Source organism: Mammaliicoccus sp. Dog046 (genome assembly GCF_034039665.1).
Taxonomy (GTDB): domain Bacteria; phylum Bacillota; class Bacilli; order Staphylococcales; family Staphylococcaceae; genus Mammaliicoccus.
On record NZ_CP120131.1, the window covers coordinates 2,527,042 to 2,553,270 of the forward strand.

The 26,229-nt window shown below is 32.1% G+C and carries 32 protein-coding genes, 1 pseudogene and 1 other annotated feature; of the genes and pseudogenes, 8 read left to right on the forward strand and 25 right to left on the reverse strand.

All coding sequences use genetic code 11. The annotated features are described in order from the left end of the window. Positions 1-20: 20 nt before the first annotated feature. A complete protein-coding gene (locus P3U32_RS12560) occupies positions 21-1,043 on the forward strand; it encodes an SMI1/KNR4 family protein (protein ID WP_323703499.1) in 1,023 nt (340 codons plus the stop codon). A 149-nt stretch (positions 1,044-1,192) separates the two neighbouring features. Here P3U32_RS12560 and P3U32_RS12565 read toward each other — a convergent pair whose 3' ends face one another. From P3U32_RS12565 to P3U32_RS12585, 5 genes are all read right to left on the reverse strand, one after another. After that, positions 1,193-1,459 carry a hypothetical protein gene (locus tag P3U32_RS12565; protein ID WP_323703500.1) on the reverse strand — a complete coding sequence of 89 codons (267 nt, stop codon included), beginning with the start codon at positions 1,457-1,459 and terminating at the stop codon, positions 1,193-1,195. A gap of 83 nt (positions 1,460-1,542) precedes the next feature. Beyond that, on the reverse strand, positions 1,543-2,265 hold the full coding sequence (locus P3U32_RS12570; protein ID WP_323703501.1) for a YydJ family epipeptide exporter permease subunit: 723 nt from the start codon (positions 2,263-2,265) through the stop codon (positions 1,543-1,545). Positions 2,266-2,283: 18 nt separating this feature from the next. After that, positions 2,284-2,916, reverse strand: coding sequence for a YydI family epipeptide exporter ATP-binding subunit (locus tag P3U32_RS12575; protein ID WP_323704896.1), 633 nt, complete (start codon positions 2,914-2,916; stop codon positions 2,284-2,286). Between the two features lie 372 nt (positions 2,917-3,288). Next, positions 3,289-3,642 (reverse strand): hypothetical protein, encoded by a 354-nt coding sequence (locus P3U32_RS12580; RefSeq protein ID WP_323703502.1) that lies wholly within the window; start codon positions 3,640-3,642, stop codon positions 3,289-3,291. A 100-nt stretch (positions 3,643-3,742) separates the two neighbouring features. Continuing rightward, the gene (locus tag P3U32_RS12585) at positions 3,743-4,192 is read right to left on the reverse strand and encodes a hypothetical protein (RefSeq protein WP_323703503.1); all 450 of its coding nucleotides are present in this window, start codon (positions 4,190-4,192) and stop codon (positions 3,743-3,745) included. 548 nt (positions 4,193-4,740) lie between these two features. Here P3U32_RS12585 and P3U32_RS12590 point away from each other — a divergent pair. Next, the gene (locus P3U32_RS12590; RefSeq protein WP_323703504.1) at positions 4,741-5,757 is read left to right on the forward strand and encodes a hemolysin family protein; all 1,017 of its coding nucleotides are present in this window, start codon (positions 4,741-4,743) and stop codon (positions 5,755-5,757) included. A gap of 229 nt (positions 5,758-5,986) precedes the next feature. Here the strand turns inward: P3U32_RS12590 and P3U32_RS12595 are convergent, their stop codons facing one another. From P3U32_RS12595 to P3U32_RS12655, 13 genes are all read right to left on the reverse strand, one after another. After that, complete coding sequence (locus P3U32_RS12595) at positions 5,987-6,421, reverse strand: phage scaffolding protein (protein ID WP_323703505.1); 435 nt, start codon at positions 6,419-6,421, stop codon at positions 5,987-5,989. Between the two features lie 10 nt (positions 6,422-6,431). Beyond that, complete coding sequence (locus P3U32_RS12600; RefSeq protein WP_323703506.1) at positions 6,432-6,887, reverse strand: hypothetical protein; 456 nt, start codon at positions 6,885-6,887, stop codon at positions 6,432-6,434. Continuing rightward, a complete protein-coding gene (locus tag P3U32_RS12605; protein ID WP_323703507.1) occupies positions 6,887-7,465 on the reverse strand; it encodes a hypothetical protein in 579 nt (192 codons plus the stop codon). The genes P3U32_RS12600 and P3U32_RS12605 overlap by 1 nt, the downstream gene beginning before the upstream one ends. Positions 7,466-7,475: 10 nt before the next feature. Next, on the reverse strand, positions 7,476-7,937 hold the full coding sequence (locus P3U32_RS12610) for a hypothetical protein (RefSeq protein ID WP_323703508.1): 462 nt from the start codon (positions 7,935-7,937) through the stop codon (positions 7,476-7,478). Positions 7,938-7,985: 48 nt separating this feature from the next. Next, entirely contained in the window at positions 7,986-8,549 is a 564-nt protein-coding gene (locus tag P3U32_RS12615) for a hypothetical protein (protein WP_323703509.1), read from the reverse strand. A gap of 743 nt (positions 8,550-9,292) precedes the next feature. After that, on the reverse strand, positions 9,293-9,493 hold the full coding sequence (locus P3U32_RS12620) for a hypothetical protein (RefSeq protein ID WP_323703510.1): 201 nt from the start codon (positions 9,491-9,493) through the stop codon (positions 9,293-9,295). A gap of 145 nt (positions 9,494-9,638) precedes the next feature. Next, on the reverse strand, positions 9,639-10,505 hold the full coding sequence (locus P3U32_RS12625) for an ATP-binding protein (RefSeq protein ID WP_323703512.1): 867 nt from the start codon (positions 10,503-10,505) through the stop codon (positions 9,639-9,641). Between the two features lie 14 nt (positions 10,506-10,519). Then, positions 10,520-11,353 (reverse strand): DnaD domain-containing protein, encoded by an 834-nt coding sequence (locus P3U32_RS12630; protein ID WP_323703514.1) that lies wholly within the window; start codon positions 11,351-11,353, stop codon positions 10,520-10,522. An 87-nt stretch (positions 11,354-11,440) separates the two neighbouring features. Then, positions 11,441-11,626 (reverse strand): hypothetical protein, encoded by a 186-nt coding sequence (locus P3U32_RS12635; protein ID WP_323703515.1) that lies wholly within the window; start codon positions 11,624-11,626, stop codon positions 11,441-11,443. Then, on the reverse strand, positions 11,619-11,813 hold the full coding sequence (locus tag P3U32_RS12640; protein ID WP_323703516.1) for a hypothetical protein: 195 nt from the start codon (positions 11,811-11,813) through the stop codon (positions 11,619-11,621). The genes P3U32_RS12635 and P3U32_RS12640 overlap by 8 nt, the downstream gene beginning before the upstream one ends. Beyond that, a complete protein-coding gene (locus P3U32_RS12645; protein ID WP_323703517.1) occupies positions 11,806-12,174 on the reverse strand; it encodes a hypothetical protein in 369 nt (122 codons plus the stop codon). Before P3U32_RS12645 ends, P3U32_RS12640 begins: the two co-directional genes overlap by 8 nt. A gap of 10 nt (positions 12,175-12,184) precedes the next feature. Beyond that, positions 12,185-12,451, reverse strand: a complete 267-nt coding sequence (locus P3U32_RS12650) for a helix-turn-helix domain-containing protein (protein WP_323703518.1) — start codon at positions 12,449-12,451, stop codon at positions 12,185-12,187. A 3-nt stretch (positions 12,452-12,454) separates the two neighbouring features. Next, a complete protein-coding gene (locus P3U32_RS12655; RefSeq protein ID WP_323703520.1) occupies positions 12,455-12,676 on the reverse strand; it encodes a helix-turn-helix transcriptional regulator in 222 nt (73 codons plus the stop codon). Positions 12,677-12,867: 191 nt separating this feature from the next. On the opposite strand from P3U32_RS12655, the gene P3U32_RS12660 reads away from it, so the two are divergent. After that, positions 12,868-13,497 carry a helix-turn-helix domain-containing protein gene (locus P3U32_RS12660; protein ID WP_323703521.1) on the forward strand — a complete coding sequence of 210 codons (630 nt, stop codon included), beginning with the start codon at positions 12,868-12,870 and terminating at the stop codon, positions 13,495-13,497. 68 nt (positions 13,498-13,565) lie between these two features. After that, positions 13,566-14,790, forward strand: a pseudogene (locus P3U32_RS12665) (tyrosine-type recombinase/integrase). Positions 14,791-14,935: 145 nt separating this feature from the next. On the opposite strand, the gene rpsR reads toward P3U32_RS12665, so the two are convergent. The 7 genes from rpsR to P3U32_RS12700 all read right to left on the reverse strand — a co-directional run bounded on the left by rpsR (position 14,936) and on the right by P3U32_RS12700 (position 19,326). Then, a complete protein-coding gene (gene rpsR / locus P3U32_RS12670) occupies positions 14,936-15,178 on the reverse strand; it encodes a 30S ribosomal protein S18 (RefSeq protein ID WP_323703522.1) in 243 nt (80 codons plus the stop codon). 52 nt (positions 15,179-15,230) lie between these two features. Next, positions 15,231-15,761, reverse strand: coding sequence for a single-stranded DNA-binding protein (gene ssb / locus P3U32_RS12675; RefSeq protein WP_323703524.1), 531 nt, complete (start codon positions 15,759-15,761; stop codon positions 15,231-15,233). A gap of 29 nt (positions 15,762-15,790) precedes the next feature. Then, positions 15,791-16,084, reverse strand: a complete 294-nt coding sequence (rpsF, locus tag P3U32_RS12680) for a 30S ribosomal protein S6 (RefSeq protein ID WP_323703526.1) — start codon at positions 16,082-16,084, stop codon at positions 15,791-15,793. Positions 16,085-16,268: 184 nt separating this feature from the next. After that, entirely contained in the window at positions 16,269-17,369 is a 1,101-nt protein-coding gene (gene ychF, locus P3U32_RS12685) for a redox-regulated ATPase YchF (RefSeq protein WP_323703528.1), read from the reverse strand. A gap of 3 nt (positions 17,370-17,372) precedes the next feature. After that, complete coding sequence (locus P3U32_RS12690; protein WP_323703530.1) at positions 17,373-17,570, reverse strand: DUF951 domain-containing protein; 198 nt, start codon at positions 17,568-17,570, stop codon at positions 17,373-17,375. A gap of 23 nt (positions 17,571-17,593) precedes the next feature. Further along, positions 17,594-18,478, reverse strand: coding sequence for a mechanosensitive ion channel family protein (locus P3U32_RS12695; RefSeq protein WP_323703532.1), 885 nt, complete (start codon positions 18,476-18,478; stop codon positions 17,594-17,596). Positions 18,479-18,489: 11 nt separating this feature from the next. Continuing rightward, positions 18,490-19,326, reverse strand: coding sequence for a ParB/RepB/Spo0J family partition protein (locus P3U32_RS12700; RefSeq protein ID WP_323704897.1), 837 nt, complete (start codon positions 19,324-19,326; stop codon positions 18,490-18,492). Positions 19,327-19,509: 183 nt separating this feature from the next. Beyond that, positions 19,510-19,821 (forward strand) — a binding site (T-box leader). Positions 19,822-19,893: 72 nt separating this feature from the next. On the opposite strand from P3U32_RS12700, the gene P3U32_RS12705 reads away from it, so the two are divergent. Genes P3U32_RS12705 through metE form a run of 4 tightly spaced genes read left to right on the forward strand, consistent with a single transcriptional unit; the run spans position 19,894 to position 26,207 of the window. After that, positions 19,894-21,000 (forward strand): PLP-dependent transferase, encoded by a 1,107-nt coding sequence (locus tag P3U32_RS12705; protein ID WP_323703534.1) that lies wholly within the window; start codon positions 19,894-19,896, stop codon positions 20,998-21,000. Then, entirely contained in the window at positions 20,997-22,169 is a 1,173-nt protein-coding gene (gene metC / locus P3U32_RS12710) for a cystathionine beta-lyase MetC (RefSeq protein ID WP_323703536.1), read from the forward strand. Before P3U32_RS12705 ends, metC begins: the two co-directional genes overlap by 4 nt. Then, positions 22,126-23,964: a bifunctional homocysteine S-methyltransferase/methylenetetrahydrofolate reductase gene (locus P3U32_RS12715; RefSeq protein WP_323703537.1), complete on the forward strand. Its 1,839-nt coding sequence runs from the start codon at positions 22,126-22,128 to the stop codon at positions 23,962-23,964. Before metC ends, P3U32_RS12715 begins: the two co-directional genes overlap by 44 nt. Continuing rightward, a complete protein-coding gene (gene metE, locus P3U32_RS12720; RefSeq protein ID WP_323704898.1) occupies positions 23,958-26,207 on the forward strand; it encodes a 5-methyltetrahydropteroyltriglutamate--homocysteine S-methyltransferase in 2,250 nt (749 codons plus the stop codon). Before P3U32_RS12715 ends, metE begins: the two co-directional genes overlap by 7 nt. The last annotated feature ends 22 nt before the right edge of the window (positions 26,208-26,229 follow it).

A 26,229-nucleotide genomic window follows, 5' to 3' on the forward strand; every position in this document is an offset into this window, starting at 1 on the left:
AAATCTGGAGGCGTCGCAATATGGGGAGAAGGCAAACGTTAGATTTTAATAATAAAGAATTTTGGTCTGAAACTGAGAAGATTGCAGATGAAAAATTAATTTATGAGTTCGAAGCAAAAATAGGACATAAATTACCAGAAAATTTCATTGAATTAAGTAAAATGTTTCACCATGGGGAAACTAAAAAAGCACGTTTTTATGTAAACGAAGACATGAGTCCAACATTATCGTATATGTTGTCTTTCAACAAAGAAAACAAAGCAAATAATATATGGGGCATACCTTTTTATGGTTTAACTGAATTTGATCCCTATGTTGTCATAGCGCAAGATATTGCTGGAAATCTTATCGCGCTTGATTACTCCAAATCTGAAACAGAACCTAGTGTTGTCTTTGTTGATCACGAGTTATTAGGTATGATTTTCTTAGAAGAAGACAGAGAATATTCGGATGAAGAAATCGAAGCGATGGAAACATCTGAACGCTTAAAAGACTTCCCTTGGGCAATATTCCCTGTCGCTGATAGCTTCTTAGATTTCCTAAATGGATTAGAAGGCGAAGATCCTCCTGAAGACGGCGAATGGTACGTAGATCGTGACGATACCATCAATAATATAAACAAATCTATTATTGATGGTATTGAAAAGGAATACGATTTTCATTTCCCTCAATCTTATAAAAACTTAATCATTCAATATCATGGAAAAAGAATAGAATACAATCCCATTTCAAACAATGATGAATTTCAATTTTTAACTTTTTATACACTAGAAAAAAATTCTACATTGAATTTACAAAGACAAATTGAGAGAAAAAACAAAGGATTCTGGGGAAAAATTATTCCTTTTGGTTTTGGCAAGGGTGGAACATATGCCTTTGATTATTCTAAAAATCAAGTTGAACCAACTATTATAAGTATGCCCATTAAACAATCTTTATTTTGCAAAAACTCCATTATGGAAAAATATGACACTTATATCAAACATGCTAACAATTTCGAGGAATTCTGTAACAAAATGAAATACCCACCTACTGTTGATTAAATATAGCGTTATTTTTCATTTTAAGTTGGTCTATAACATATATTCAAACACCCCATTTTGTATATCAAATACAAAATGGGGTGTTCTTTTTAGACTTCCCAGGATGATAAAAAAAGTTTATTTAACAGCATTTATAGAGGTCTGTCTAATTATTTATCTTTTTCTGTACCTTGATGGAATATTAATTTCCAACTTTCTTCAAACTTCCAAATCGAGCTTCTATTTGTACTTTGATTTTGCGTTTTATTGACCAAAGTATATGTACATAATTTTACATCTTCTGCTAAAGTGTATTCCTCAAAATCATATATCTCGTATTCATCTGTATCTAATTGAGCATTCTGTATATCATCTTTATAAAAAGTTTTACCGGACTTACCAAACTCTTTAAAATCCTTATGTAATATCTCTAACAACTTCTCGTTATCTTTCTATTTTCTCCTTTTAAATGCGACCACTCATGTTCAATCATATTGAATCATCCTTTTCTTTTTAATGATTACAACCCTAACTTGATCCATCTTTTTCTACATAAGCATAACACTAAAATATTAATTACAAATAACAAAAGAAAATACAGGGCGATAGTTATAATACTTGCTGAGGGTAAGTGTTCCATTTGCCCATTTAATAATTTACCCACCAAATCATAATGTATGTTACTTGCTTCAAATGGAGCAACTATTCCAAATTTAGTTTTATCGATTGCTACTAATATAATTGTAGAAATCCAATAAACAATACTAATCCCTATGCTGATGAGTACATTAGGAGAAACTATACTAATCGTTCCAACAATGATGATGTATTGTAATATCACTAAAGAAAACAATACTAGCAACAGAAAATAATGTGTAAAGTTCGAGAATATCATTGAAATAACAGTTAACCCTATTATTAGAAACATGAAGCATTCAATAAATAATATTGCGATTTTTTTATAAAAAAACGTGAACACATTATCTCCTAGTAACTTGTAAAACAATAACTGTTTGCTTGAATATTCCTTATTTATAAAATATGCAATGATAAATGAAAATAGTAGAAAACCAAACTCAGTTGCTACTGTATATGCACTAAAGAAGTATTCTCCATAAGTTAAATGACTGACTTTATCAATCCCGACTGGTAAGAAATACCCTAGTAAAAATAAAAACAAAAATAATACGCCTAAAGTCAAAATAATGTGATTCGAAATACTTTTCTTAAATTCTAAGTTCATAGATACACCTCTGTACATTTATAAGTTTATATAGTCATTTATAACTTGTTCTTTTGAATCATATTCTTCTATGTATAAATCTTTGAAAATAAAATATTTACCTACGAGGTTACTTAAATCAGACAAATTATGCGTTATATTAATGATTGTTTTATCTGGATGCTGCTCTAAATAGCGATTTAAAAAGTCATATATATCATTGATTGTTTTTTTGTCTAAGGCATTTGTTATTTCATCTAATATAATTATAGATTTATCTTGTAAAAAGAAACTTAGCAATTTTAATTTTTGTTTTTGACCATCACTTAAATTTTTTATCAAAACATTATCTGGAATTGATGATATTTGTAACATCCCTGCTAAATCGTTTAACTTACTTTCCGATTTAAATTTACTTTTCAAAACTTTTAACAAGTATTTTTTAGTAATATCAACTGGTACATTTGATGAACTTGATATTAATGTCGCATTTGAATAAATAGATTGATCAATTTTTCCACTATTATTTAAAATAAAATCCTTTGCCACTTGTGATTTCCCTACACCATTTTTACCTACAATATGATTGAATTTCCCTTGATAAAACTGAAGATCACAATTTTCAATTAATCGTTTCCCTTTAACTTCTAATGAATAATTATTTATTTGCAACATACTCATCTCCCATTCATCTAATACCCACTCATTATATCATGATAAAATGTTATTCATAAATATTTAATTAAATTAATCATCTAAAATTCCAATTATTGTGGCGTTATGCAGCTTAAGGTTATTATTATTGACTGTCGCCCTTTTTCCATAAATTTAAAAACACAAAAAACCCTCTAGCCTGATTGCTAGAGGGTTCTATATACATTAAATATTATTGTTCTTCTTTGATATACGACTATTTTTACTATGTTCACACTTTTTCAAACTGCTTTAATATCAGCTTTTCAAGAGTCCCTACAGTCTAATTAGTTTCAGACCTTTGCCCTTTTTATCATTTACTTGCCCTTTTTTTGCCCTTAAACATATTTATTAAACATCGTTTTCGTAATAACTCATATAGTCAGTAACGTTATATAAGAAACTTCTTGTATTTTGACCATTATCTAATTGACCTGTTGTATTAACATATGAATCTCTTACTGCATATTTATATATTTTAAATAAACTGTGTTCTTTATAAAATTTTGAAGTTCGAATTGTATCATTATTTTTATATTCCTTCTTTAATTCTTCCCGTAATTCTCTTGCTAATTCTTTTCCTGTTAATCTATCGTTTTCAAATATCTTGCTAATTTCATTAGATTTATCGTAATAATAAGTCATTTTTTCGATTACTTCGTCATTAGCTACTTCATTTGGTACTTTGAATAATATATCCCTCATATTATTACCCCTTTTTTAAAAGTATTATAGCATGGTATGTTCAATTTTATATAAAAATAGCCGCAACTCTAAGAGTTGCGGCTATTTTTGTGGACTTCATTTACTTTGACAAATCTTTATTATGATTTAAAAGATCAGTAGTTGGACTAAATATATATCTAAATATAAACATAATTAGACCAAATATATTAATAAAAGTTACAGAAGCAAAAAACATAACTAATTTTATATCAAACCTTGGAAATTTATAATAAAAACCTTTTATCTTTATTTCTACATTTGGGAGATAAAGCATTATTAATAAATTAACCAACAAAAGGGTAGTTAATACTAAAAAAGTAATCAACGCCTTTTTTCTAATACTATCTTTAAAGTCAATTTGAGTTTTTGCAGACTCTCTCAAATGCTTTTTATATTTATAAAAATCTTGTATATCATCAACAGCAGTTTCTGCATCATTATCAATATTCTCTTTTTCATCACTATCAAAATTCAAATTCTCTTTTAACAACTTTATTGTATCTTCATTTAATTGAGTCTTTTCTGTCATGATAGTGACCTGTTATTTTCTAAAATCTTTAATTTATTAAGTTGTCTCCATGCAAAAGGAGCCGAGATTTTGAATGTATTTGCTAGTTGTTTAGTTAATAGGTTTAGTTCATCTTCAGTATAATCACCTCTTTTTTTAGGTAATTATCTTTAATGGTATGAATTAGTATAAATTCTCGGTCTTCTAATTCGTATATAACTCTATTTTCTAATTCTAATATTCTACCAAATTTATAATTTAATAATATGCTTGTTATAAGATTTTATTTTCACTAATACATATTACGTTGGTTTTTGAATTTTCATAGTCCCAAATATGTTCAAATAGCATGTACATATAAACACCTTCTTTAGGGTGTATTATACCATGTGTGCTATGTTTTCAGACACACAAAAACATACTAATATATAGATGTTTAAAACCCTTAAAAATAATTAACCATCTTTAATATCTCTAATTATGTAGAATGGTTTTATTTTAATTCGAAATATTTTTTTGATATAATTATTATATTAGCTTTCGCTATAATATAATTTGGAGGAAAATCATTGGGAACCACACTTAGTCTTATTATTTTTTTAATTTTACTTGTATTAACTGGCTTTTTTGTTGCTACAGAATTTGCGATTGTAAAAGTTAGAGAAACCAGAATTAATCAACTTTTAAATGAAGGCCATAAAAAAGCTGCGTCTGCAAAAAAAGTTATTGATTATTTAGATGAATATTTAGCAGCTTGTCAGTTAGGTATTACTATAACTGCATTAGGTATTGGAATGGTCGGAGAATCTACATTCGAATTTATTTTACACCCACTATTTTCAACTATCGGCATACCCGAAACATGGATACATCCCTTTACAATAGGTGGTGCTTTTGTAATCGCTACTTATTTACATGTGGTTATAGGAGAAATGGCACCTAAAACTATTGCTATTCAAAAAGCAGAATATGTCACACTTTTATTTTCAAGACCTATAATCTTTTTCTATAAACTTATGTATCCTTTTATTTTTATACTGAATGGATCATCAAGAATTATACTAAAAATGTTTGGTATGAAACCTGCTAAAGAAAGTGATATTTTCCACTCTGAAGAAGAATTAAAACAATTATTGCATGATAGTCATGAAGGTGGAGAAATTAATGAAAGTGAACTAAATCATATCAATAAGGCGTTTAAATTCGATAATTTAGTCGCAAAAGATATCATGATTCATACTAGTGAAGTAGAAACAATTGACGTTAATAACACTATTGATGAAGCGATTAATAAAATAAAAATCGAAAACTATACAAGATACCCAGCTATAAACAATAATAAAATAATTGGTTTTTTACATTCTAAACGCTTATTTAATGATCAAAATTCTACTAATTTAATAGATCATATTAAACCAATTATATCAGTCCATATAGATACCCCTTTAAAGAAGATATTAGAAATGATGAAAAGAAAAAAAATTCACATTGCCGCTATTTATGAAGACAATGATTTCAAAGGTATTATTACTTTAGAAAACATACTTGAAGAAATAGTTGGAGACATCGAAGATGAATATAATTAAAGTTTTAATAACAAAAGGTGGAATTTGAATTTGTAAATATTTTTAGCATCTAGTAATAGTATCAGGTATTAATATGTGGTATAATAAAATTACAAAATATAAATCCACATATTTATTGATGAAATACTAATGCTTGGTTTTTATTCTATTTTCGGTTTGGTTATCAATCATCGATCTCACTTTCTTATGCGAAAAGTAAGCCCTGTACTTAATTGTACAAGGCTTCTTTTTATGCTTTAAATAAATAATTCTTTTGTTCTCTTACTTCTTCCAGCACCTTATCAAGATTAATGACTTCGCCTGTATCATTATTGATTTGGAAGCGGTCTTTATCCAACACTTTGAATATATCTTCTGGATCGTGCATATCACGTGCAACGTTCTTTAATATCGCTTTATCTAACTCACACTCATCGATTAAATCTTTATGACGTTCTAATTCTTGTTTTAAATAGTCACGTTCACTTTCTAATTCCAATACTCTTTTATCATCATTTGATGATTGATTATCTATATTATTAATTTTATTAGTTAGCATTTCGTTATCCGCTTCTAATTCTTTAATCTTGTTAGACTGTTGGTTAATAGATTGACCATATAAAGCCATTACACGCTTTATTTGTTCAGCCGATAACTTTATATCTCTTAACTGTTCCCTGTTCATTCTATACCTCCTAATCACCTAATTTGGCTACATTACGTAGTTCTTCTTCTGTCATATCAGTCATGATGTCATCAATAAACGTAATATCCCCTGTATGTTCGATAGAGTGCTTATCACTCCATTCAACCTTTCTATTTTTAAGCCAAAATATAATCGCCGTTGTATCTGGTGCAACATGTTTTCTAACTCTTTTCACTTCAATACCTTGTTCGTATGTTACTTCTTCAACATAGTAGCCTAATGCTCGTTTGTGTAGCGAACTTTCGACTTCTCTATCTACAACTTCCTTACCTCTTTTTAAGGCTTGTAAAATAGGTAAATGAGCTTTCTTCCAGTTGTATAATGTTTTTACACTACAACCGATGTTATGGGCTATCTGTTCATCTATTAAACCGTCTCTAGCCCAACCTTCTATCTTAGTTAGTCCCTCTTTAGTTATCCAGTCTTTATAATTAACTCTAGCCATTACATAACCTCCTTTCGTCGTTTAAAATCGTTCTGTTCAGCTAAATGCTTACCTTTCAAATGATTAAAGATTTCTACCCAATTAATTACAACTGGTTCAACTTTAAATTCATAATCAATATAACTTTGTATCTCATCACTCAATACGTTGACCGCTTCTTGTTCAATTGGATCATCATGTATTCTTTCATCGTGTATCTTTGCTAACGTCTTTTTAAACTTATTTATAGGATGTTGGCTATTCCGATTTCTTCTTACGCCATACTTTTGGAAATAGGATATAGCTTCGTATACTTTAATGTCATCTATCAATAACAGTGCTTCTTCAACATCATCGTTAGCTTGATTAAACACGTCTATTTTCCGTTGCAATCGTTCCTTACACTCAATGATATGAATTGATAAATCGCATATATTAAACACTTTAGTAGATAAACCCATTGCTTCATCAATACCCATTGTCGAGCAATTCATATGATACAGTTCTTCTATTTCCTCTTGTCTATGTTTAATATACGCTTGTTGATATAGTCTGTTGTATTTAGTTAATAACGCCCTATCAGTAATCGAATAAGCCACTTAAAACACCTCACAGAAAGTTAGTAAAATCTATTGCTTCACGTTCTTTTTCCGTTTCTATGTCTGGTGTCTTATCAATCTTTTCACTTTGCTCTTTTTTAGTTTCTTCTACAATTACATTTATTAATTCATCTATCCACTTCAAATAATCGTCAGGTATTTGAGGATGATTTTTCATATCTTCTAATACATTAATTAAGAATTTATATCCTTTAAGTTTTGTAGCGATTTGGTATTCGCAAAACCTTAGTTTCGTATAATATTGATGAATCACTTCATCTTGTGTTACACGTGATAGTCCGCGTTCTTCAAACACTTCGAGTAACATTTCTAACATAGTATTTTTATACCACTCGTTAGGATCAGTATTAAAACACTCATGTCGGTGTAATTCCCAACGTAACGCTTCATCACTAAATCCTAATACCATATCTTTATATTGCTCTTTAAAATTGCTGATGATACTTGCCATAGTTACCTCCTTTAAAGTTATGAGGTCGTAAAGCACGACCCCACTTTATTAATATTTACTGATTTCAACTTTATCTAGCTCGCCTTTATGATTAATCATATTTCTTGTTTTGGCTTTCCATTCCCCATGTTGATTTTTGAATAAATGTTTATCTTGAACGGATAAAAAGTAATGTAAGTTATCATATTTTGATAAGTCATCGTTATAGAGCATATTCAAATCACTTAACTCTTCAATAATGCCGTTATACTCTTCTATAGCATTATTCAATCTTGCCTGTATATCTTCCGCTTCATCGATATAAAACGATCTTAAATCATTTACACTACTTAATAATTTGAATAGGTTCTTTCTCTTGATTGCTGGTACAGTATCTTGCTTGATTTTTATTAGGTCATCATGTTCTTTTAATTTTTCTTTAGCTTTTAAAACTTCTTTATATGCCTCTTGTGCCTTTTCAAATTCACCGTTATTAGTAGCCAAGCCATACACTTGTTCTACTTCTGTTAATTCAGCGACTAATTCATTTCTTTTTTGTTCTAACGTCTTTAGTTCTTTGTCTTGCTTTTTGTTTGCCTCTAAGTATTCTTTGTATAATTTATCTGTTTTCATTTTTAATTTCTCCTTTAGGTTTAGTGATGGACTTTTTTGTCTACAACCATACTTGTAAGTACACTTGTACAATTTAGTCCATCTGTATTTTATTTATAGTTTGCTGTTACTCTTTTTTGAGTAATAGTATGCGATTATTTTTGGGCGTGTACTTTTTCAATGCGCTCAAATTTGAGCGTATTCATAGTCATTTCTGACTATATACTTTTTAATGTGTCAATTTTGTCAATTTATAATGAAGCGGCTTCTAATCGGCTCGAATTTGAGCGTATTAACGAACTCAATTTTGAGTTGGTTAATACCCCCCCTTAAATTAGGGTACTGGTTATGGTTGTCCCAAATTAGGGTTACCCTTTAGCGAACGCAATTTTGCGTTGGTTGAATCAGAGAACGGAGATTTCCGTTGGCTAAAATAATTAACGAATCCACATTTGGCTCGGTTAAATCAATGTGTCCAAATCTGGACAGTAAAATTATTATTAGAGAATCCACATCTGGACTTTCTAATAGCAGAAACCAATTTTGGGTTTTGAGAACGCAATTTTGCGTTTTGACTTGATACGGCAAGTTGGTGCATCAAGTACTTATTTCAACCTGTGCCGTAATCCTAATCAATGACCTCGCGTTTCACGACCCCCTTTTGAAAGAACTGATTAATTTACCCACTCACTTCGAAAGGACTGAACAAATTGTTATCCCTTTTTAGCTGACGGAACGAATCGTTACCCCAGCTTTCCCAATAATCACTTTCTAGGCTCATACAAAATTGATTCATTAGTTCGTACCCAAATGACCTTTAATGCGTAACTTTCCGCTTCAAGTTCTCTTATATAATTTGGATCAGCATCAGCATGTTTTGCATGATCTATCTTTTCATTTAAATATCTTTGAAGTTCCTGTAACTCTTTGTTAAGCTTTTTGAATTTCTCTTCGTAATAGCTCATTAATTAACCTCCAATTGCGAATATTATTATTTGCATTTTAAAGGCTATATTTGGAACGATTAACCTTTTATGAGTTATTTGTATTACTTAGTATGTAATCATTCCAAATAGCCTATAATTTTAAACAAATTCGATACTATTACTCCTAAAATGGTGGGTTACTAATATCATAGGGCAAATTATTATCACTCTTTTTTTCAGCCATCTTTTTTTCTTCATTTGATGTGTTATTAAATTTACCTTTTCTTCTTCTATCAGTGCCTCGCATTTCGATTGGTGTGGTATTCTCCATCATTCTTGAAAATATGCGTTCCCAATCTTTATCGCTTGATAGCTCTTTTTGAGTAAGATTGGTCGTATAAATATTGTGCTTACCTAATCTCGATTGAATGATTGTTAGTAGTATTGACATTTGCGCTTTGTAGTTAGCAGAAGCACCAACATCATCGAAGATAACTAAATCTGCCGTTCTAATTAGCTTTAACATTGTTTCTTGGTAATTTTGCTTTGCTAATACTGTATTAGAGTTCCAACTCATGGTTATATTGTTTAAGAGTAAATTAATATCTAGATACATTACTCTGAAACTCTTTCTAGTGTCATTCATTATTGAAGCTGCTAACATTGACTTCCCTGTTCCATAATCACCATAGATAAATAATGATTGAGGATTATATAAATCAAAGTTATCTGAATACCTTTTACATATCCTCATTGCCCTATTGTTCATTTCATTTTCTGCTTCATATTCATCAAAATGAACATTCTGGAATTTCTTAGGAATAAAAGAGAGTGATTTATTAAAGTATCTATCTCTATTGATTTTTTCAGATTGTTTAATATTGCTTTTAGCTAATTCGTTTAAATTACAATGACAGTTATATCGCCACTCATACCCATTCTCATGTTCCAAGTCACTCACTATCCGTCCACAACCAGAACATATATACGATTCGGATTCATATGTCACTGGTGATCCTTTTTCTGCTTCTCTATACTTCATTTGTATCATCGTTTAACCTCCAATCAGAAAGGAAGTGAATCATCTGGAATTTCAGCAAACTCCATATCCTGATAAGGAGAATAATGTTCATCTTCCTTTTGCCATTTATTTTTGTTATTGAAGTTATGTTGCCTTTTTAGTAAATACTGTTCAGCATCTTCTTTGGTCTTAACGCCATTCTTAGACCAATCAATAAGTACTCTGTTTATATACGAATATTTTTGAGCACTGTTACGTGCCGCTTCTTGAATAGCTTTACAAACTAATTCTTTACCAAATTTCTCAACATCTTCTCCTAAATGAACATAATCAGTTCCATTTAATGCTTGGATTGTTTTGTTGTAATAATCAGCTATCTTTTTAAAATCTTCATCGCTCACGCTCTGAGGATTATTAACATTATTATCCTTATTAGCTTTATTAACATTATTGTTTGTTTCTTTCTGTTTCTTTTCTGATTCTTTTTTGATTTCTTTCTGATTCTTTTTTGTGTCACTTCTCTGTCTTTTTTCTAAATCTATATTTTGATAAACATCATAGTTTACAATAGTTACAAGTGTTTTTTTGGTGTCTTTTTTTAGGACTATCATTCCATCTTCATGGAGTATGTTTAAAAACTTATCTACTTTAGTAATTGACCAATTCCATTGATTACCTAGCTTTCTTAAAGACGTTAATTTTTGACCTCGTTTTACATCAATCAATTGTCCATCATGCATAACTTTTCCATCTTTGTGATTTGCTATTAGAATTAAATCAATCCATGCTTCAAACTTTGAAAATTTTCTATCTTCTTGAAATAACCAATGATTTTGGATAGACCTATGCAAGCTAATCCAACCTAAGTTTTCACTCATGCATCACTCCCTCACTTTCTCAATTCATGCTATAATTTGAGTAGATGAAATTTTTAATCGAATGATTTCATCTATGGTCTAAAGGCTCTATTCATTGTTAGTTTCGTCGCTGACACGATGAATAGGGCTGTTTTTTATTTGATTAACTAACCTTTTGTAGTGATAACTCAAATAATCAATTAAATCTGATGAATTTTCTTTAAAAAACAATAATTCCGCTTCTGTTTCTGCTTCGATGTATAAACCATCATGTTTTTCGATAAATCTAGCCATGTTGTACCTCCTCTATCAAACTTAAATCTAGTTGTGCAGCTGCAAGTGTTGTCTTATCGCTAAAGTTAGGAATCAATTTTTGTATCGTTTCTAATGGTGCATTGAGCAATAGTTCATCTGTTTCACTAGACCGTAAATTAAACCACCCTATCGCTGTCTTAACTATCTTCACTTGTACTTTATCCATTTTGTTTTTCCTCCTTTAAAATCGTTTCTAATTGATGTTTAACAAAGCCTGTAACCATTACAAGAAATGAAATTTTTGTAAGCTTTAAATTGCCAATATTAGCCTCACATTGAGTGTTAAAACTAACTTCTTCCAATAACGTTTGTATGTTGATAACGATATCAACTGCTCTTTTAGACATAGATAAAGCATCAAAAGTTATTAATTCTTTAAACGTATCTTCAAGTAAGTAATACAAAAGTTCTTCTTTATCTACATGACGATTGATATTATTACCGATATACTCAAGTTCATCTTTATTCATGTTGATTGCTCTAGTTAAACGATCAATAATATTCTGTAACTTCTTCCTATTGTTCATAACTATCCTCCTACATCCATTTTTTATTTATGGTTCTCAAATATTCTTTAAACTTTTCTATTTCAACCACTTTAAGTGTTGCTGAGATACTGACAAACATATCCTCAATACCATTCGGATCATCTTCCCAACGGTCTAATATACGGTATATGCTTGATTTTGAAAGTCCACATAACTTTGCGAGTTGTGGCACTTTTGCGTATATTGGTTCTACTTTAATCTGTTCATCGGTTGTTACTGTGTTCTGACGTGTTGGTATTTCGGTTACATTTTTCATTGTTTACACCTCCTCTTTTTCGTATATATCGAATAGGTCTTCGATTTCCATTTCTAACTCTTTCGCAATTATTGAAGCAGTTTTGGGGCTTGGGTAACGTTTACCATTAATAATTTGGTTAACATACGAAATGTTATATCCAGTCGATTTGGCTAAATGAGTTATAGAATAACCCTTCTTCATTAAAGCCACTTTCAATTGATAACTCTTTGATGATAACTTCAAAATGCACACCACCCTTCTATAATGCTCATTTACTTGTGCAACTGATAACTTAATACTACTTAAGTATCATAAATATGTCAACATACAAACTAAACATAAGCACAAGAAAGTAATCATTTGATTACTTTCTATTGTTTATTTTCTTAAAATTCTTTATTATGGATATATGAACAAAATAGGAGGAAATTATCATGATTAGAAATAGGTTGGCTGAACTAATGTTTGAAAGAGACATTAAAACTGTACGCATGGCAAAGGAAATAGGTGTTTCAAGGAATACAATTACAAACACTGCACAAAATGACAGTGAAATGTTAAGGATGGAAACAATTAATAAAATTTGTCAATATCTAAACATTGATCCTAGTGAGTTTTTTGAATTTTATCCTTTCGATATTGACTTCACAATTGACTCTGAAAATATATATATAAATAATAACGACTCTAAAATAATCAGTGATTATCATTTGAATTTAGATTTATTAATTGATATAAAGCATAATGGCATTACGAATAGTATTGATAGTGAGCTCAAAGTAGTAAATTTAACAAAAATATCTGCAATACTATTAGAATCTTCAACGATTTACTATGAAATTATTTTCGAAAATACAGATGATAAAAAATTAATTGTCGAGACATATAACAAATTATCTAAAGGAATGAAGAAAATTTTATATTCAAATCTTGTAGAAGACATAAAAATCCATCTATATGAAAGCCTCGAAGATAACAGTCCAAATGTTTTTGTTGAGCCGATTAATGATATTTTAAATCGTACTGAAATAAAAATTACAAATGATTTCCTTAATTACTATTAAAAGAACGACCATATCGATATATATATAAGTTTAACCAATAATCATTTTATTTAAAGGAGGACTAGCCTATGTGGTATGAAGAATTTACTAACAAACATGACGTTGTACAGTACCGCTTCTATGAGAAGTATAAAGATCCGTTAACAGACAAATGGAAGCGTGTAAGCGTAGTTATGAATAAGAATGGTAAACAGTCGCAAAAAGAAGCACAGAAGCGGTTAAATGAGCGCATTGAAGAGAAATTAAATGACAAGACACCAAGCACATTAAAAACATTAACGTTTCATCAAGCATGTGACGATTGGTTAAACCATTACAAAAAGAACTCTGGATCTAAAGAGACCACTATAAAAGAGAAGCAAAGTAATATCCGAACAGTTAAAAAAGCTATTAAATCAGATATTCTTATTTCTAAAATAACACATACTTATTTACAAGAAGTAGTCGATAAATGGGCTAATAGCGATACTATGGGACGTTCTCATATACAGGCATTAATGATTAGTATACGTTCAGTGTTTAGATATATTGATAAGTATTATGGCCAATTAGAACTTTCCCTATTAGATAGAGTGGATATACCAAAAAAAGCTATTACTAGAGACGAATTACAAGCTAAAAGAGAGAATTATTTAGAAGATAATGAGCTGAAAGAGTTGCTTGAATGTTTCGATTACTTAGTTAAGAATAAAAAGCATGCAGGACGTAAACGTAACTATGCAATGGTTAAATCTATAGTTGAATTTCAAGTTAATAAATGGTATGCGTATAGGGGAATTGTTGGCCATTAAAACAGAGGATATAGATACTGAAGGTAAAACATTATTAATTGACGGAACGATAGTATGGAAGAAAGATAATGAAACTGGTGCATTTGGAGTGAAAGAAACCACTAAAACATCAGCAAGTTATAGAACGATTGGTTTAACTTCTCAAAGCATCAAGTTACTAAAATCAATCATGCTTGATAACAAGAAAGAGAATCAATGGAATGACAAGTTTATTGATAGAGGTTTTATATTTACAAATACTGCTGGTAGTCCTATAGACCTTAATAAGATTAATAACATCATTGCAGAAGCGGTTGAAATCAGTTCTATTAGTAAACGTGTAACTACTCATACACTAAGACACACTCATATATCCACACTGGCTCAATTAGGAATAAACTTAAAAGCTATCCAAGATAGAGTAGGTCATAGTGATTATAAGACAACGTTAGCCATTTATACACATGTAACGGATAAAATGGCTCAAGATATGGTGAACAAATTAGAAGCGGTTAATAATTAGTAGAGCCGAAATATAGGCTCTATTTTTTATGGCTAAAATATCAACTTTCTCACACGTTGCCCTTTTTCTGCCCTTTTTTCATAAATCCAGACACAAAAATAACCCTTTAGCCTGATTGCTAAAGGGTTTTGTTATACGTTATATATTATTGTTCTTCTTTAACGTATGGTAATAAAGCCATGTGACGTGAACGTTTGATAGCTACAGTAAGCATACGTTGGTATTTTGCTGAAGTACCTGTTACACGACGTGGTAAAATTTTACCTCTTTCTGAGATAAACTTTTTAAGTAGATCTGTATCTTTGTAGTCAATTTGTGTAATACCGTTTGCTGTGAAATAACAAACCTTTTTACGACGACGACCACCTCTTCTTGGTCCACCTGCCATGATTATGTCCTCCCTTCTTGTTAAAAGTTTTTATATTCGTTTCAATCAACTATTAGAACGGCAAATCATCATCACTGATATCAATTGGTCCATTAGCATTTGCAAATGGGTTACTTGATTGTTGATTATTGTTTGACTGTTGATTTGAAGGTGCTTTCTGACCTTGTTGCTGATTACCGCCAAAGTCTTGTCCATAATTTTGGAATTCGTTATTATTTTGGTTATATGATTGGTTATCATTACCAGATTGACGTTGGTTTGCGCCTTTTGGTTCAAGGAATTGAACACTATCACAAACAACTTCAGTTACATAAACACGACGACCTTCTTGGTTCTCATAGCTACGAGATTGTAGACGACCTTCAACACCTGCAAGACTTCCTTTAGATAAGTAATTGTTTACATTCTCTGCTGGACGTCTAAATACAACACAGTTGATAAAGTCAGCTTCTCTTTCACCTTGCTGATTCGTAAAAGTACGATTTACAGCTAATGTGAAAGTAGCAACTTGAACGCCTGAGGGTGTTACTCTGTATTCCGGATCTTTAGTTAATCGACCGACTAATACAACACGATTAATCATTTAATCTCCCCCATATTTTAAAAGTTAAATTATTTTTCTTCTTCGCGTACTACGATGTGACGAATAATATCATCAGAGATTTTCGCTAAACGATCGAATTCGCTGATTGCTTCGTCATTTTCAGACTTAACACGAACGATATTGTAGAAACCTTCTGTGAAGTCTTGGATTTCATAAGCTAAACGACGTTTACCCCAATCCTTTTCTTCGATGATTTCTGAACCGTTTGAAGCTAAGATTCCTTTGAAACGTTCAACGACAGCTTTTCTAGCTTCGTCTTCGATATTTGGACGTACTACGTACATTACTTCATATGTTCTCATCAATTTACACCTCCTTATGGTCTATGCGGCCTAATAACTGTGTATTAAGCAAGGAATAATTTTCATTACTCACAATCAAGAATTATAGCATAGAGTATTACTTTTTACAATCTTTTTCTTACTGTTTAACTTTAAATAAAAGTGAGGCTGAGACATGATATAATGTCCCAGCCTCTATTAGACATTATACATTAAATCTAAAGTGTACAACGTCTCCGTCTTTCATAATATATTCTTTACCTTCTAATCTTACTTTACCCGCTTCTTTCGCGCCGCTCATTCCGCTATTTGCTAATAAATCATCATAGCTAACTGTTTCTGCTCTTATAAAGCCTCTTTCGAAGTCTGTATGAATGATACCAGCACATTGTGGTGCTGTCATGCCTTCGATAAATGTCCAAGCTCTTACTTCTTGCTCACCTGCTGTAAAGTAAGTTGCCAATCCTAATAAGTTATATGAAGCACGGATTAATTTATCTAGCCCTGCTTCTTCAACGCCTAGATCTTCTAAGAACATTTCTCTATCTTCATCATCTAATGTTGCAAGTTCTTCTTCGATTTTAGCTGAGATAACGATGACTTCTGATCCTTCGTTTTCTGCATATGCTTTGATTTTTTGTACATATTCATTTTCTTCTGGTTGTGCGACTTCATCTTCTGCTACGTTTGCTACATATAGCATTGGTTTCGCTGTTAATAAGCTCATGTGTTTCACGATTGATTTTTCTTCTGGTGTGAATTCTAAGCTTCTTACTGGTTCATTGTTTTCTAATGTTTCTTTGATTTTTGCTAATATTTTTTCTTCTGCTACTGCATCTTTATCTTTCTGTCTCGCCATTTTCGCAACTCTATCGTAACGTTTCTCTACTGATTCTAAATCTGCTAATACTAATTCCATATTAATCACTTCGATATCATCAATTGGATCTACTTTACCAGATACGTGCGTTACATTTTCATCAACAAATGCACGTACAACTTGGCAAATCGCATCAACTTCACGAATATGTGATAAGAATTTATTTCCTAGTCCTTCACCTTTTGAAGCACCTTTAACGATACCAGCGATATCTGTAAATTCGAATGCTGTTGGTACAGTTTTCTTTGGTTTAACTAATTTAGTTAATTCTTGTAAACGGTGATCCGGTACTTCAACAATACCTACGTTTGGATCGATGGTAGCGAACGGATAGTTTGCTGCTAATGCTCCTGCTTTTGTAATTGCGTTAAATAATGTAGACTTCCCTACGTTTGGTAATCCTACTATGCCAGCTGTTAATGCCATTTGTTATTCACCTTGTCCTTTTTCAATTATTTTTTTAATTTTTTTATCAAATACTTGTCTTGGTATCATAATGCTACGAGAACATGCTTCACACTTTATTCTAACATCTGCACCGAGTCTTATGATTTTAAATCTATTTACGCCACATGCATGTTGTTTCTTCATTTCAACAATATCGTTTAAATTATATGATTTAATCATTATACTACCTCCAGTTCAGATGTTTATTGAATATTGTTCGGATTATAAGAAACCATCGTTGGTATTGGAGATTGTATACCTTCTTTATCAAAGAATGATTTTATTTCTTTTCTTAATATTCTTGCTCCTGATGCATGTTCGTTTGGTTCTGTTTCTCCTGCAATTTTAATGGTTGTTTCTCCTGCTGTTACTGTTTCTACACCCAATATTTCTGGTTCTTTGATGAAAATACTATATTTTTCTTTAATTGTTGGTAGAAACTCGGTTAATTTATGCTCAACAGTTTCTAAATCTTCCTTAATAGAAACAGGTATTTCAATAATGGCCATGCCGTTATGAACGGAGAAATTGACGATTTCATTCATCGTACCATTTGGCAGTATCGTTAAGTCACCTGCAAATGAAAGAATTCTTGTTGATCTCATCCCTATTGATTGTACAGTACCTTCCGCAACAGTTGTACCCGTTGTATTAATTCTCACATAATCACCAACGTCAAATTGATTCTCAAATATAATAAAGAATCCTGTGATGACATCTTTCACTAATGTTTGTGCACCAAAACCAATTGCTAAACCGACAACACCTGCACCGGCAATGATGCTCTCAACTCTTATACCTAAATTGCTTAATATTGTTGTTACTACTATGAACCACACGACATATGAGATGACATTTTGTAGCAAGTTCACCATTGTTTTAGCACGCTTGTTAGACTTCCCTACCCTCTTAGTTCCATATTTCGTAGTGAAGAATTTTTCTACAACTTTATGTAGAATTTTTATAACAATAAACGCTAATACAATATAAAATAATCCCACTAAAATTTGTTCAAACCATTTTTGCCAGTTATCTGGGTCCATAAATGGATCAATCATTTTATGAATGATTTTTAATATTTTATCCATAGTTACACCTCTTAATCTTCTAACAATAATTCTAAAATTCTCTTATATTCTGCTTCAGAATGAAATTCAAGAGAAATTTTACCGACCTTTTTGGATTTAGAAATATCAATATTTGTTCCAAATTTTTCTTTTAATTGATACTCATGTTTCATTAAAAAGTTTGGTTTATTTTTCTTTGATTTTTTCGTCTTGTCCTGACCGTTTGCGTTGAGTGTTTTAATATACGTTTCTAATGCACGTACGCTCATTTGTTCTTTGACTACTTTTTGAGCAACTTGATTTAAATGTTGTTTCTGCTCTAATCCAAGTAGTGTTCTACCATGTGCGCTTGATAATTTTTCTTCGTTAATCAAATGCTTCACACTTGGTGGCAAATTTAACAGTCTTAAGACGTTAGCGATGTAAGATCGTGATTTCCCCAATCTATCCGCCACTTCTTGCTGCTTTAAATTCAACTCTTTCATCATCGTTGCATAACTCTTTGCTTCCTCGAGTGGCTTAAGATTTTCACGTTGCAGGTTCTCTATAATAGCAAGCTCAAGCATTTCCTCATCAGTTAACGCTTTAACGATTGCTGGAACGGATGTCTTCTTTGCTAATTGACTTGCTCTAAACCTTCTCTCACCCACAACGATATCGTAGCCTTTAATTGTTTCTCTCACTACGATTGGTTGCAAAACGCCATGTTGAATGATTGATTGCGTTAAATCCTTCAATGCATATTCATCAAAAAAATCTCTCGGTTGATATGGATTTCTCCGTAATTTATCTAATGGTATATCCACAACTTTATCTTGGGTTTGGTTGTAAGAAATTTTTTCTACAAGTTCGTGATTGCTTTCTTTCATTTCATCACCACGTTTAATTATTGTCATTTGTTTCACGTAAAACATCCAAATTAGATTATAACAATTTTGAAAGTGTTATGCACAAAAGTTTAATTAACCGATAAATTAAAATATTCAGAAAAGTTATTGACAAAAAAATATGTGTCTAGTATTGTGTAATATATCAACAACGAAATAAAAATTAAAAGCACGATAAAAAGGAAAGTAAATCTTACACTGCAATTATCAGAGAGTTCCCAATTGCTGAAAGGGAATATTGAAAGAAAGATTGAAAATGGCCTTGGAGTGGTGGCATCGATATTGAGGTGTCAACGGGATCGCCCGTTATAGCGATACAGTATTAAAGTCTCTTTAATGTTGATGGCGTACTGGAATTTGTTCTTTGAATTTACTGCCATTCTATACACTTTTATAGAGACCTGTACTTAATGAGGTAATGTCAGTAATGTCATTATGAACAAAGGTGGTACCGCGAGCTAAGCTTTCGTCCTTTACATCCGATTCAAATCGGGTTTAAAGGACGGAAGCTTTTTTTATTTTTAATTTTATTAGGGAGGAAGGCCAATTATGAAATCTACTCAACTCGCTCAAATTTCATTATCGAAAGATCATACGGGAGCAACAACCAATCCTATTTATCTTTCTACAGCCTATCAACATGAAAAACTAGGCTGTTCGACAGGCTTTGATTACACAAGAACAAAGAATCCAACTCGCTCTCAATTCGAAGAAGCATTTGCGAAGTTAGAAGGTGGCAAACATTCATTTGCAACTTCTAGTGGCATGGCAAGCATCCAACTCATCTGTAATTTATTCAAACCGAATGATGAAATACTCGTTTCATTTGATTTATACGGAGGCACATTTAGACTTTTTGAATTTTACGAAAAGCAATACAACATTAAATTTAAATATATCGACTTTTCAAACTTAGAAGAGGTTCAATCATCATTAAACGAACATACACGTGCATTCTTTATAGAACCTATTTCAAATCCATTAATGTTCGCGGTAGATTTAGAACCACTTTACGCTATCGCACAATCAAAAAACATCTTAACAATTATCGACAATACTTTCTTAACGCCTTACTTATCAACACCATTAAAAGATGGCGCAGATATCGTATTACATTCAGCTACCAAATATATTAGTGGTCATAACGATGTATTAGCTGGAGTCGTTACAGTTTCAGACGATGCATTAGGAGAAACACTTGGTCAATTTCATAACATGACTGGTGCTACATTATCACCATTTGATAGTTATTTATTATTAAGAGGTCTTAAGACATTACATTTACGACTGGATCGCTCGACAGAGAATGCACAGAAGTTATCCGCTTCTCTTCAATCCATCGACAGTATTGACGAAGTACTCTATTCAGGACAAACAGGCATGTTAAGTATTCGTTTAAACCACGCTTACAGTGTTGATCGATTTTTACAAAATATAGACTTATGTATATTCGCCGAAAGTCTTGGCGGTACTGAAACATTCATCACTTTCCCATACACACAAACTCATGTAGATATGGCAGATGAGGAAAAAGACAAACGTGGCATCGATGAATATCTACTTCGTTTATCCATTGGTATCGAAGACTATGAAGACATTTACGAAGACATACTTCAAGCACTTAAAAATTCTAGAAAGGAAGAGGTATCCATATGAGCTATTCAAAAGAAACGTCATTAATATTAGACTCAACGCGAGGTAACGAACATTTATCCAGTAATCAACCACTCTATTATTCATCGACTTATCATCAACAAACGTTAGGTGCTAATCCTGAATTTGATTATGCAAGAAGTGGTAATCCAAATAGACAGTTACTTGAAGAAAAATTAGCTGATTTAGAAGGCGGAAAATACGGTTTCGCATTCAGCTCAGGTATCGCAGCTATTACAGCAGTGTTCTTAACTTTAGAACCTGGTGACCACGTCATTCTACCTGATGATGTTTACGGTGGTACTTTCAGATTAACTGAACAAATTCTAAAAAAATTCAAAATAGAATTTACAACAGTGGATCAAACAGATTTATCACAAGTCAAAGACGCTGTACAAAGCAATACGAAACTCATTTATGTAGAAACACCTTCTAATCCATTATTTAAAGTGACAGATATTGATGCTGTAGGACAAATTGCACGTAAACAAGATGCGTTACTTGCGGTAGACAATACTTTTATGACACCCCTTGGTCAATCACCATTGAATTTAGGCGCAGATATTGTCATTCATTCTGCAACTAAATTCTTAGGCGGTCATAGTGACCTCATCGCTGGTGCAGTTGTTGTAAATGATGAACAACTTAAAAATGATATTTACCTCATTCAAAATGGTACCGGCTCTGGCTTAAGTGTTTATGATTCTTGGACACTTGCGAAGCACTTAAAAACTTTACCAATTCGATTTAAACAATCTGTTAAAAATACCGAACAAATTTACCGCTTCTTAATAGACCATGAAGCAATAGAAACTGTGTATTATCCAATTACAAACGACACACACTTAAGACAAGCTAAAAATGGTGGCGCTGTACTTGGCTTTAGATTGAAAGATGAATCACTTGCCCAAGCATTTGTAGATCACTTAAATATACCGCTCGTTTCAGTAAGTTTAGGTGGTGTTGAAACGATACTTTCACACCCAGCAACGATGAGTCATGCAGCTATACCTGAAGAAATAAGAGCAGAACGTGGTATTACAAACGGACTATTTAGACTATCGGTTGGCTTAGAAGATATCAAAGAATTAATCGTTGATATCGATTGGGCATTAAAGGAGGCTATATATGAATCTGAAGGAAGCATTGCAGAACCGCATTTTAGTAGCTGATGGCGCAATAGGTACTATCCTTTATTCCGAGGGATTAGATACTTGCCCAGAACAATATAATTTAACACACCCAGAAAAAATCGAACACATCCACCGCTCTTATATAGAAGCTGGTGCAGATATCATTCAAACAAACACATACGGTGCTAACTTCGAAAAACTACAAGACTTCAACTTAGAACACCGTGTTAAAGAAATTCATCGCGAAGCAGTACAAATTGCTAAGAAAGCCAGTCATAAAGACACATATATTTTAGGAACGGTTGGTGGGTTTCGTAACGTAAAGAAGAGTCACTTATCTATTGAAGCCATTCAATATCATACAGAAATACAAATCGAAACACTCGTTAACGAAGGTGTCGATGGTATTCTATTCGAAACTTATTATGATTTAGATGAACTACTCGCCGTCTTAAAAGATGCAAGAGCAAAGTACGACATTCCAATCATCGCTCAGCTGACGGCAAGTAATACGAATTATTTAAGAAACGGTACACCTATCCCAGATGCCTTACAATCTTTACTTGATGAAGGTGCAGACGTTGTTGGTTTAAATTGCCATCACGGACCTTATCATATGATTCAAACTTACAAACATATCGACATTCCAAATCAAGCATATTTATCTTGTTACCCTAATGCAAGCTTACTTGATTTAGAAGAGAACGAATTAAAGTACAACAACAATGCAGCTTATTTCTCAGATGCAGCAAAGTCACTCGTACAACAAGGCGTTAGATTAATCGGAGGTTGTTGTGGTACTACACCTGATCATATCAATAAGATTAAACAAGTCGTCAAAGACTTAAAACCCGTTAATCAAAAAAACGTCATCCCTATCGAGACGAAACAATATAAACAACAAAGTAAAAGCGAACCGAGCATTAAAGAACTCGTTCAGCAACAACCAACTGTCATTGTTGAATTAGATACACCAAAGCATTTAGATACAACAAAGTTCTTTGAAGGCATTCAAGCACTTGAAGATAGCGGTGTCGAAGCTGTCACTCTTGCCGATAATTCTCTCGCTAGCGTAAGAATTTCAAATATCGCAGCAGCAAGTATCATTAAACAAAAATATAAAATAAGACCCCTCGTACACTTAGCGTGTCGAGATAGAAATTTAATTGGATTACAATCTCATTTAATGGGTCTATCACTTCTAGGCATTAATGACATATTGACGATTACCGGTGATCCTTCAAAAGTTGGAAACTTCCCAGGTGCGACGAGCGTATTTGACGTTAATTCCAGCGGGCTAGCCGAAATCATTACTCAATTTAATCAAGGAATTAATGCAGACGGCGATACTTTAAGAAGCAACACAAATTTCTCAGTAGCCGGTGCATTTAATCCAAATGTTAATCGACTTGAGCCAGCAGTTAAACGCTTAGAGAAAAAGATTGAATCAGGTATGGAATACTTTATTACCCAACCGATTTATGAACCTGAAAAAGTGAAAGAGATATATGAAGCAACAAAACATATAGATGCACCAATATTCATCGGTATTATGCCAATCACTAACTATAACAATGCACTCTTTCTACACAATGAAGTCCCTGGTATTAAATTATCAGAAACCGTCCTTAACGCTTTTGAAAAAGTAAAAGACGACAGAGACGCAACAAGAGCGCTTAGCATAAGCTTAAGCAAACAATTAATTGACGCAATACACCAATATTTTAATGGCTTGTACTTAGTGACACCATTTTTAAAATATGATTTAACAGTAGAATTAGCGAACTATTCAAAATCCAAAACAGGATCACAAACCAAGGAGGCAATATTATGACAATCAGAACAGCAAATTTAGGATTCCCAAGACTAGGTAAGAAGAGAGAATGGAAAAAAGCCATCGAAAGCTACTGGGCTAAAAAAATAGATAAAGCTGAATTAGATCAAACATTGCAAGACTTGCACAAAGAAATATTAGCTATTCAACAAGACTATAAAGTAGATCAAATACCAGCTGGTGATTTCTCATTATATGACCACGTACTGGATACATCACTTTTATTCAATATTATTCCTGAACGTTTCCAAGGGCGTCCTGTCGATGATGATTTATTATTTGATATCGCGAGAGGTAATAAAGAACATGTTGCAAGTGCTCTGATCAAATGGTTTAACACAAACTATCACTATATCGTTCCTGAATGGGATAATGTATCACCAAAAGTAAACAACAACGTATTACTAGAGAAGTTTAACTTTTCAAAAGAAACTGGCGCAACAACACATCCAGTAATTGTTGGACCAGTAACATACGTTGCATTATCTAAAGGCGGCGAACAAAGCTTTGAAGATAAAGTTAAAACTTTATTACCTCTATATAAAGAAGTATTTGAAAGTTTAACTGCAGCTGGCGCTGAATATATTCAAGTTGATGAACCTATTCTAGTGACAGACAAAGCAACTGAATTACAAGATATTACTCAAGAAGCATATGAATACTTCAATAAAGAAGTAGCTGATACAAATATTGTCTTACAAACATATTTCGAGCGTGTAGATTTAAGCTTTGTTGGTCAATTACCTGTTTACGGTTTAGGTTTAGACTTTGTACATGATAACGGATTTAACTTAAAACAAATTCAAGATGGATTGTTCCCTAAAGATAAAGCATTATTTGCAGGTATTGTAGATGGTAGAAATGTTTGGGCAACAAATATCGAAGAGAAGAAATCATTAATCGAAACATTACAATCTTATGCAGACGATATCGTGATTCAACCTTCTTCATCACTTTTACATGTACCAGTTACATTAGAAGAAGAAACTTTAGACGAATCTGTACGTGAAGGATTAAGTTTCGCTACTGAAAAATTAAACGAACTTTATGCTTTAAAACAATTATTCAATGAACAAGATGATACTTTATATAACGAATTGAAAGCACAATTCGAACGTTTTGAAAATCAATCATTCAAACAACTTGAATACGATTATGCATCTGTTAAATCAGAACGTAAAACACCTTTTAAAGAAAGAAAAGTATTACAAGATCAAGAATTAAACTTACCTGATTTACCAACAACAACAATCGGTTCATTCCCTCAATCTAGAGAAGTGAGAAAGTTCCGTGCAGACTGGAAGAATAATAGAATCACAGACGAAAAATACGAAACTTTTGTTCAAAATGAAATTCAACGCTGGATTGAAATTCAAGAAGAAATTGGATTAGACGTACTTGTACATGGTGAATTCGAACGTAATGACATGGTAGAATTCTTCGGTGAAAAATTAAGTGGATTCTTAGTTACGAAATTCGGTTGGGTTCAATCATATGGTTCACGTGCCGTAAAACCACCAATCATTTATGGAGATGTTAAATGGACAGCGCCATTAACAATTAAAGAAACACTTTATGCGCAAAGCTTAACGAAGAAACAAGTTAAAGGTATGCTTACAGGTCCTGTAACGATCTTAAACTGGTCATTCGAACGTGTAGACATTGCAAAAAGTGAAGTCCAAGATCAAATTGCCTTAGCAATAAACGAAGAAGTATTGGCACTTGAAGAAGCTGGCATTAAAATCATTCAAGTAGATGAACCAGCATTGCGCGAAGGCTTACCTTTACGTTCTGAATATCATGAAGATTACTTAGATAAAGCCGTACATTCATTTAAACTATCTACATCTTCAGTTCAAGATTCAACGCAAATTCATACACATATGTGTTATTCTCAGTTCGGTCAAATCATCCATGCGATCAAATCATTGGATGCAGATGTTATTTCAATTGAAACATCAAGAAGTCACGGTGATTTAATCCAAGACTTTGAAGACATCACATATGACTTAGGTATTGGTTTAGGTGTTTATGATATCCATAGTCCACGTATACCAACAGAAGAAGAAATTACAGTTGCTATTGATCGTGCACTTCAAAAAATTGACCGTTCTCTATTCTGGGTTAACCCTGACTGCGGATTGAAAACGAGACAAGAAGCAGAAGTTGTCGAAGCATTAAACGTATTAGTTAAATCAGTTGAGAAATTACGTAAAGACAGCACAGTTACACAAACGAATTAATTTTAACTTTAAGATTTCATAA

Excerpts from the sequence above, each read along its gene's own strand:
- P3U32_RS12695 (WP_323703532.1), bottom strand. The coding sequence starts at position 18,478 with ATGGATAAAATATTAAAAATCATTCATAAAATGATTGATCCATTTATG.
- P3U32_RS12600 (WP_323703506.1), bottom strand. The coding sequence starts at position 6,887 with ATGGCTAGAGTTAATTATAAAGACTGGATAACTAAAGAGGGACTAACT.
- P3U32_RS12570 (WP_323703501.1), bottom strand. The coding sequence starts at position 2,265 with ATGAACTTAGAATTTAAGAAAAGTATTTCGAATCACATTATTTTGACT.
- P3U32_RS12580 (WP_323703502.1), bottom strand. The coding sequence starts at position 3,642 with ATGAGGGATATATTATTCAAAGTACCAAATGAAGTAGCTAATGACGAA.
- P3U32_RS12700 (WP_323704897.1), bottom strand. The coding sequence starts at position 19,326 with ATGAAAGAAAGCAATCACGAACTTGTAGAAAAAATTTCTTACAACCAA.
- P3U32_RS12625 (WP_323703512.1), bottom strand. The coding sequence starts at position 10,505 with ATGATACAAATGAAGTATAGAGAAGCAGAAAAAGGATCACCAGTGACA.
- P3U32_RS12640 (WP_323703516.1), bottom strand. The coding sequence starts at position 11,813 with ATGGATAAAGTACAAGTGAAGATAGTTAAGACAGCGATAGGGTGGTTT.
- P3U32_RS12615 (WP_323703509.1), bottom strand. The coding sequence starts at position 8,549 with ATGAAAACAGATAAATTATACAAAGAATACTTAGAGGCAAACAAAAAG.
- P3U32_RS12650 (WP_323703518.1), bottom strand. The coding sequence starts at position 12,451 with ATGAAAAATGTAACCGAAATACCAACACGTCAGAACACAGTAACAACC.
- P3U32_RS12585 (WP_323703503.1), bottom strand. The coding sequence starts at position 4,192 with ATGACAGAAAAGACTCAATTAAATGAAGATACAATAAAGTTGTTAAAA.
- P3U32_RS12660 (WP_323703521.1), top strand. The coding sequence starts at position 12,868 with ATGATTAGAAATAGGTTGGCTGAACTAATGTTTGAAAGAGACATTAAA.
- ssb (WP_323703524.1), bottom strand. The coding sequence starts at position 15,761 with ATGATTAATCGTGTTGTATTAGTCGGTCGATTAACTAAAGATCCGGAA.
- P3U32_RS12620 (WP_323703510.1), bottom strand. The coding sequence starts at position 9,493 with ATGAGCTATTACGAAGAGAAATTCAAAAAGCTTAACAAAGAGTTACAG.
- P3U32_RS12595 (WP_323703505.1), bottom strand. The coding sequence starts at position 6,421 with ATGAACAGGGAACAGTTAAGAGATATAAAGTTATCGGCTGAACAAATA.
- P3U32_RS12610 (WP_323703508.1), bottom strand. The coding sequence starts at position 7,937 with ATGGCAAGTATCATCAGCAATTTTAAAGAGCAATATAAAGATATGGTA.
- P3U32_RS12690 (WP_323703530.1), bottom strand. The coding sequence starts at position 17,570 with ATGATTAAATCATATAATTTAAACGATATTGTTGAAATGAAGAAACAA.
- rpsF (WP_323703526.1), bottom strand. The coding sequence starts at position 16,084 with ATGAGAACATATGAAGTAATGTACGTAGTACGTCCAAATATCGAAGAC.
- P3U32_RS12645 (WP_323703517.1), bottom strand. The coding sequence starts at position 12,174 with ATGAACAATAGGAAGAAGTTACAGAATATTATTGATCGTTTAACTAGA.
- metC (WP_323703536.1), top strand. The coding sequence starts at position 20,997 with ATGAGCTATTCAAAAGAAACGTCATTAATATTAGACTCAACGCGAGGT.
- P3U32_RS12560 (WP_323703499.1), top strand. The coding sequence starts at position 21 with ATGGGGAGAAGGCAAACGTTAGATTTTAATAATAAAGAATTTTGGTCT.
- P3U32_RS12630 (WP_323703514.1), bottom strand. The coding sequence starts at position 11,353 with ATGAGTGAAAACTTAGGTTGGATTAGCTTGCATAGGTCTATCCAAAAT.
- ychF (WP_323703528.1), bottom strand. The coding sequence starts at position 17,369 with ATGGCATTAACAGCTGGCATAGTAGGATTACCAAACGTAGGGAAGTCT.
- rpsR (WP_323703522.1), bottom strand. The coding sequence starts at position 15,178 with ATGGCAGGTGGACCAAGAAGAGGTGGTCGTCGTCGTAAAAAGGTTTGT.
- P3U32_RS12705 (WP_323703534.1), top strand. The coding sequence starts at position 19,894 with ATGAAATCTACTCAACTCGCTCAAATTTCATTATCGAAAGATCATACG.
- P3U32_RS12635 (WP_323703515.1), bottom strand. The coding sequence starts at position 11,626 with ATGGCTAGATTTATCGAAAAACATGATGGTTTATACATCGAAGCAGAA.
- P3U32_RS12715 (WP_323703537.1), top strand. The coding sequence starts at position 22,126 with ATGAATCTGAAGGAAGCATTGCAGAACCGCATTTTAGTAGCTGATGGC.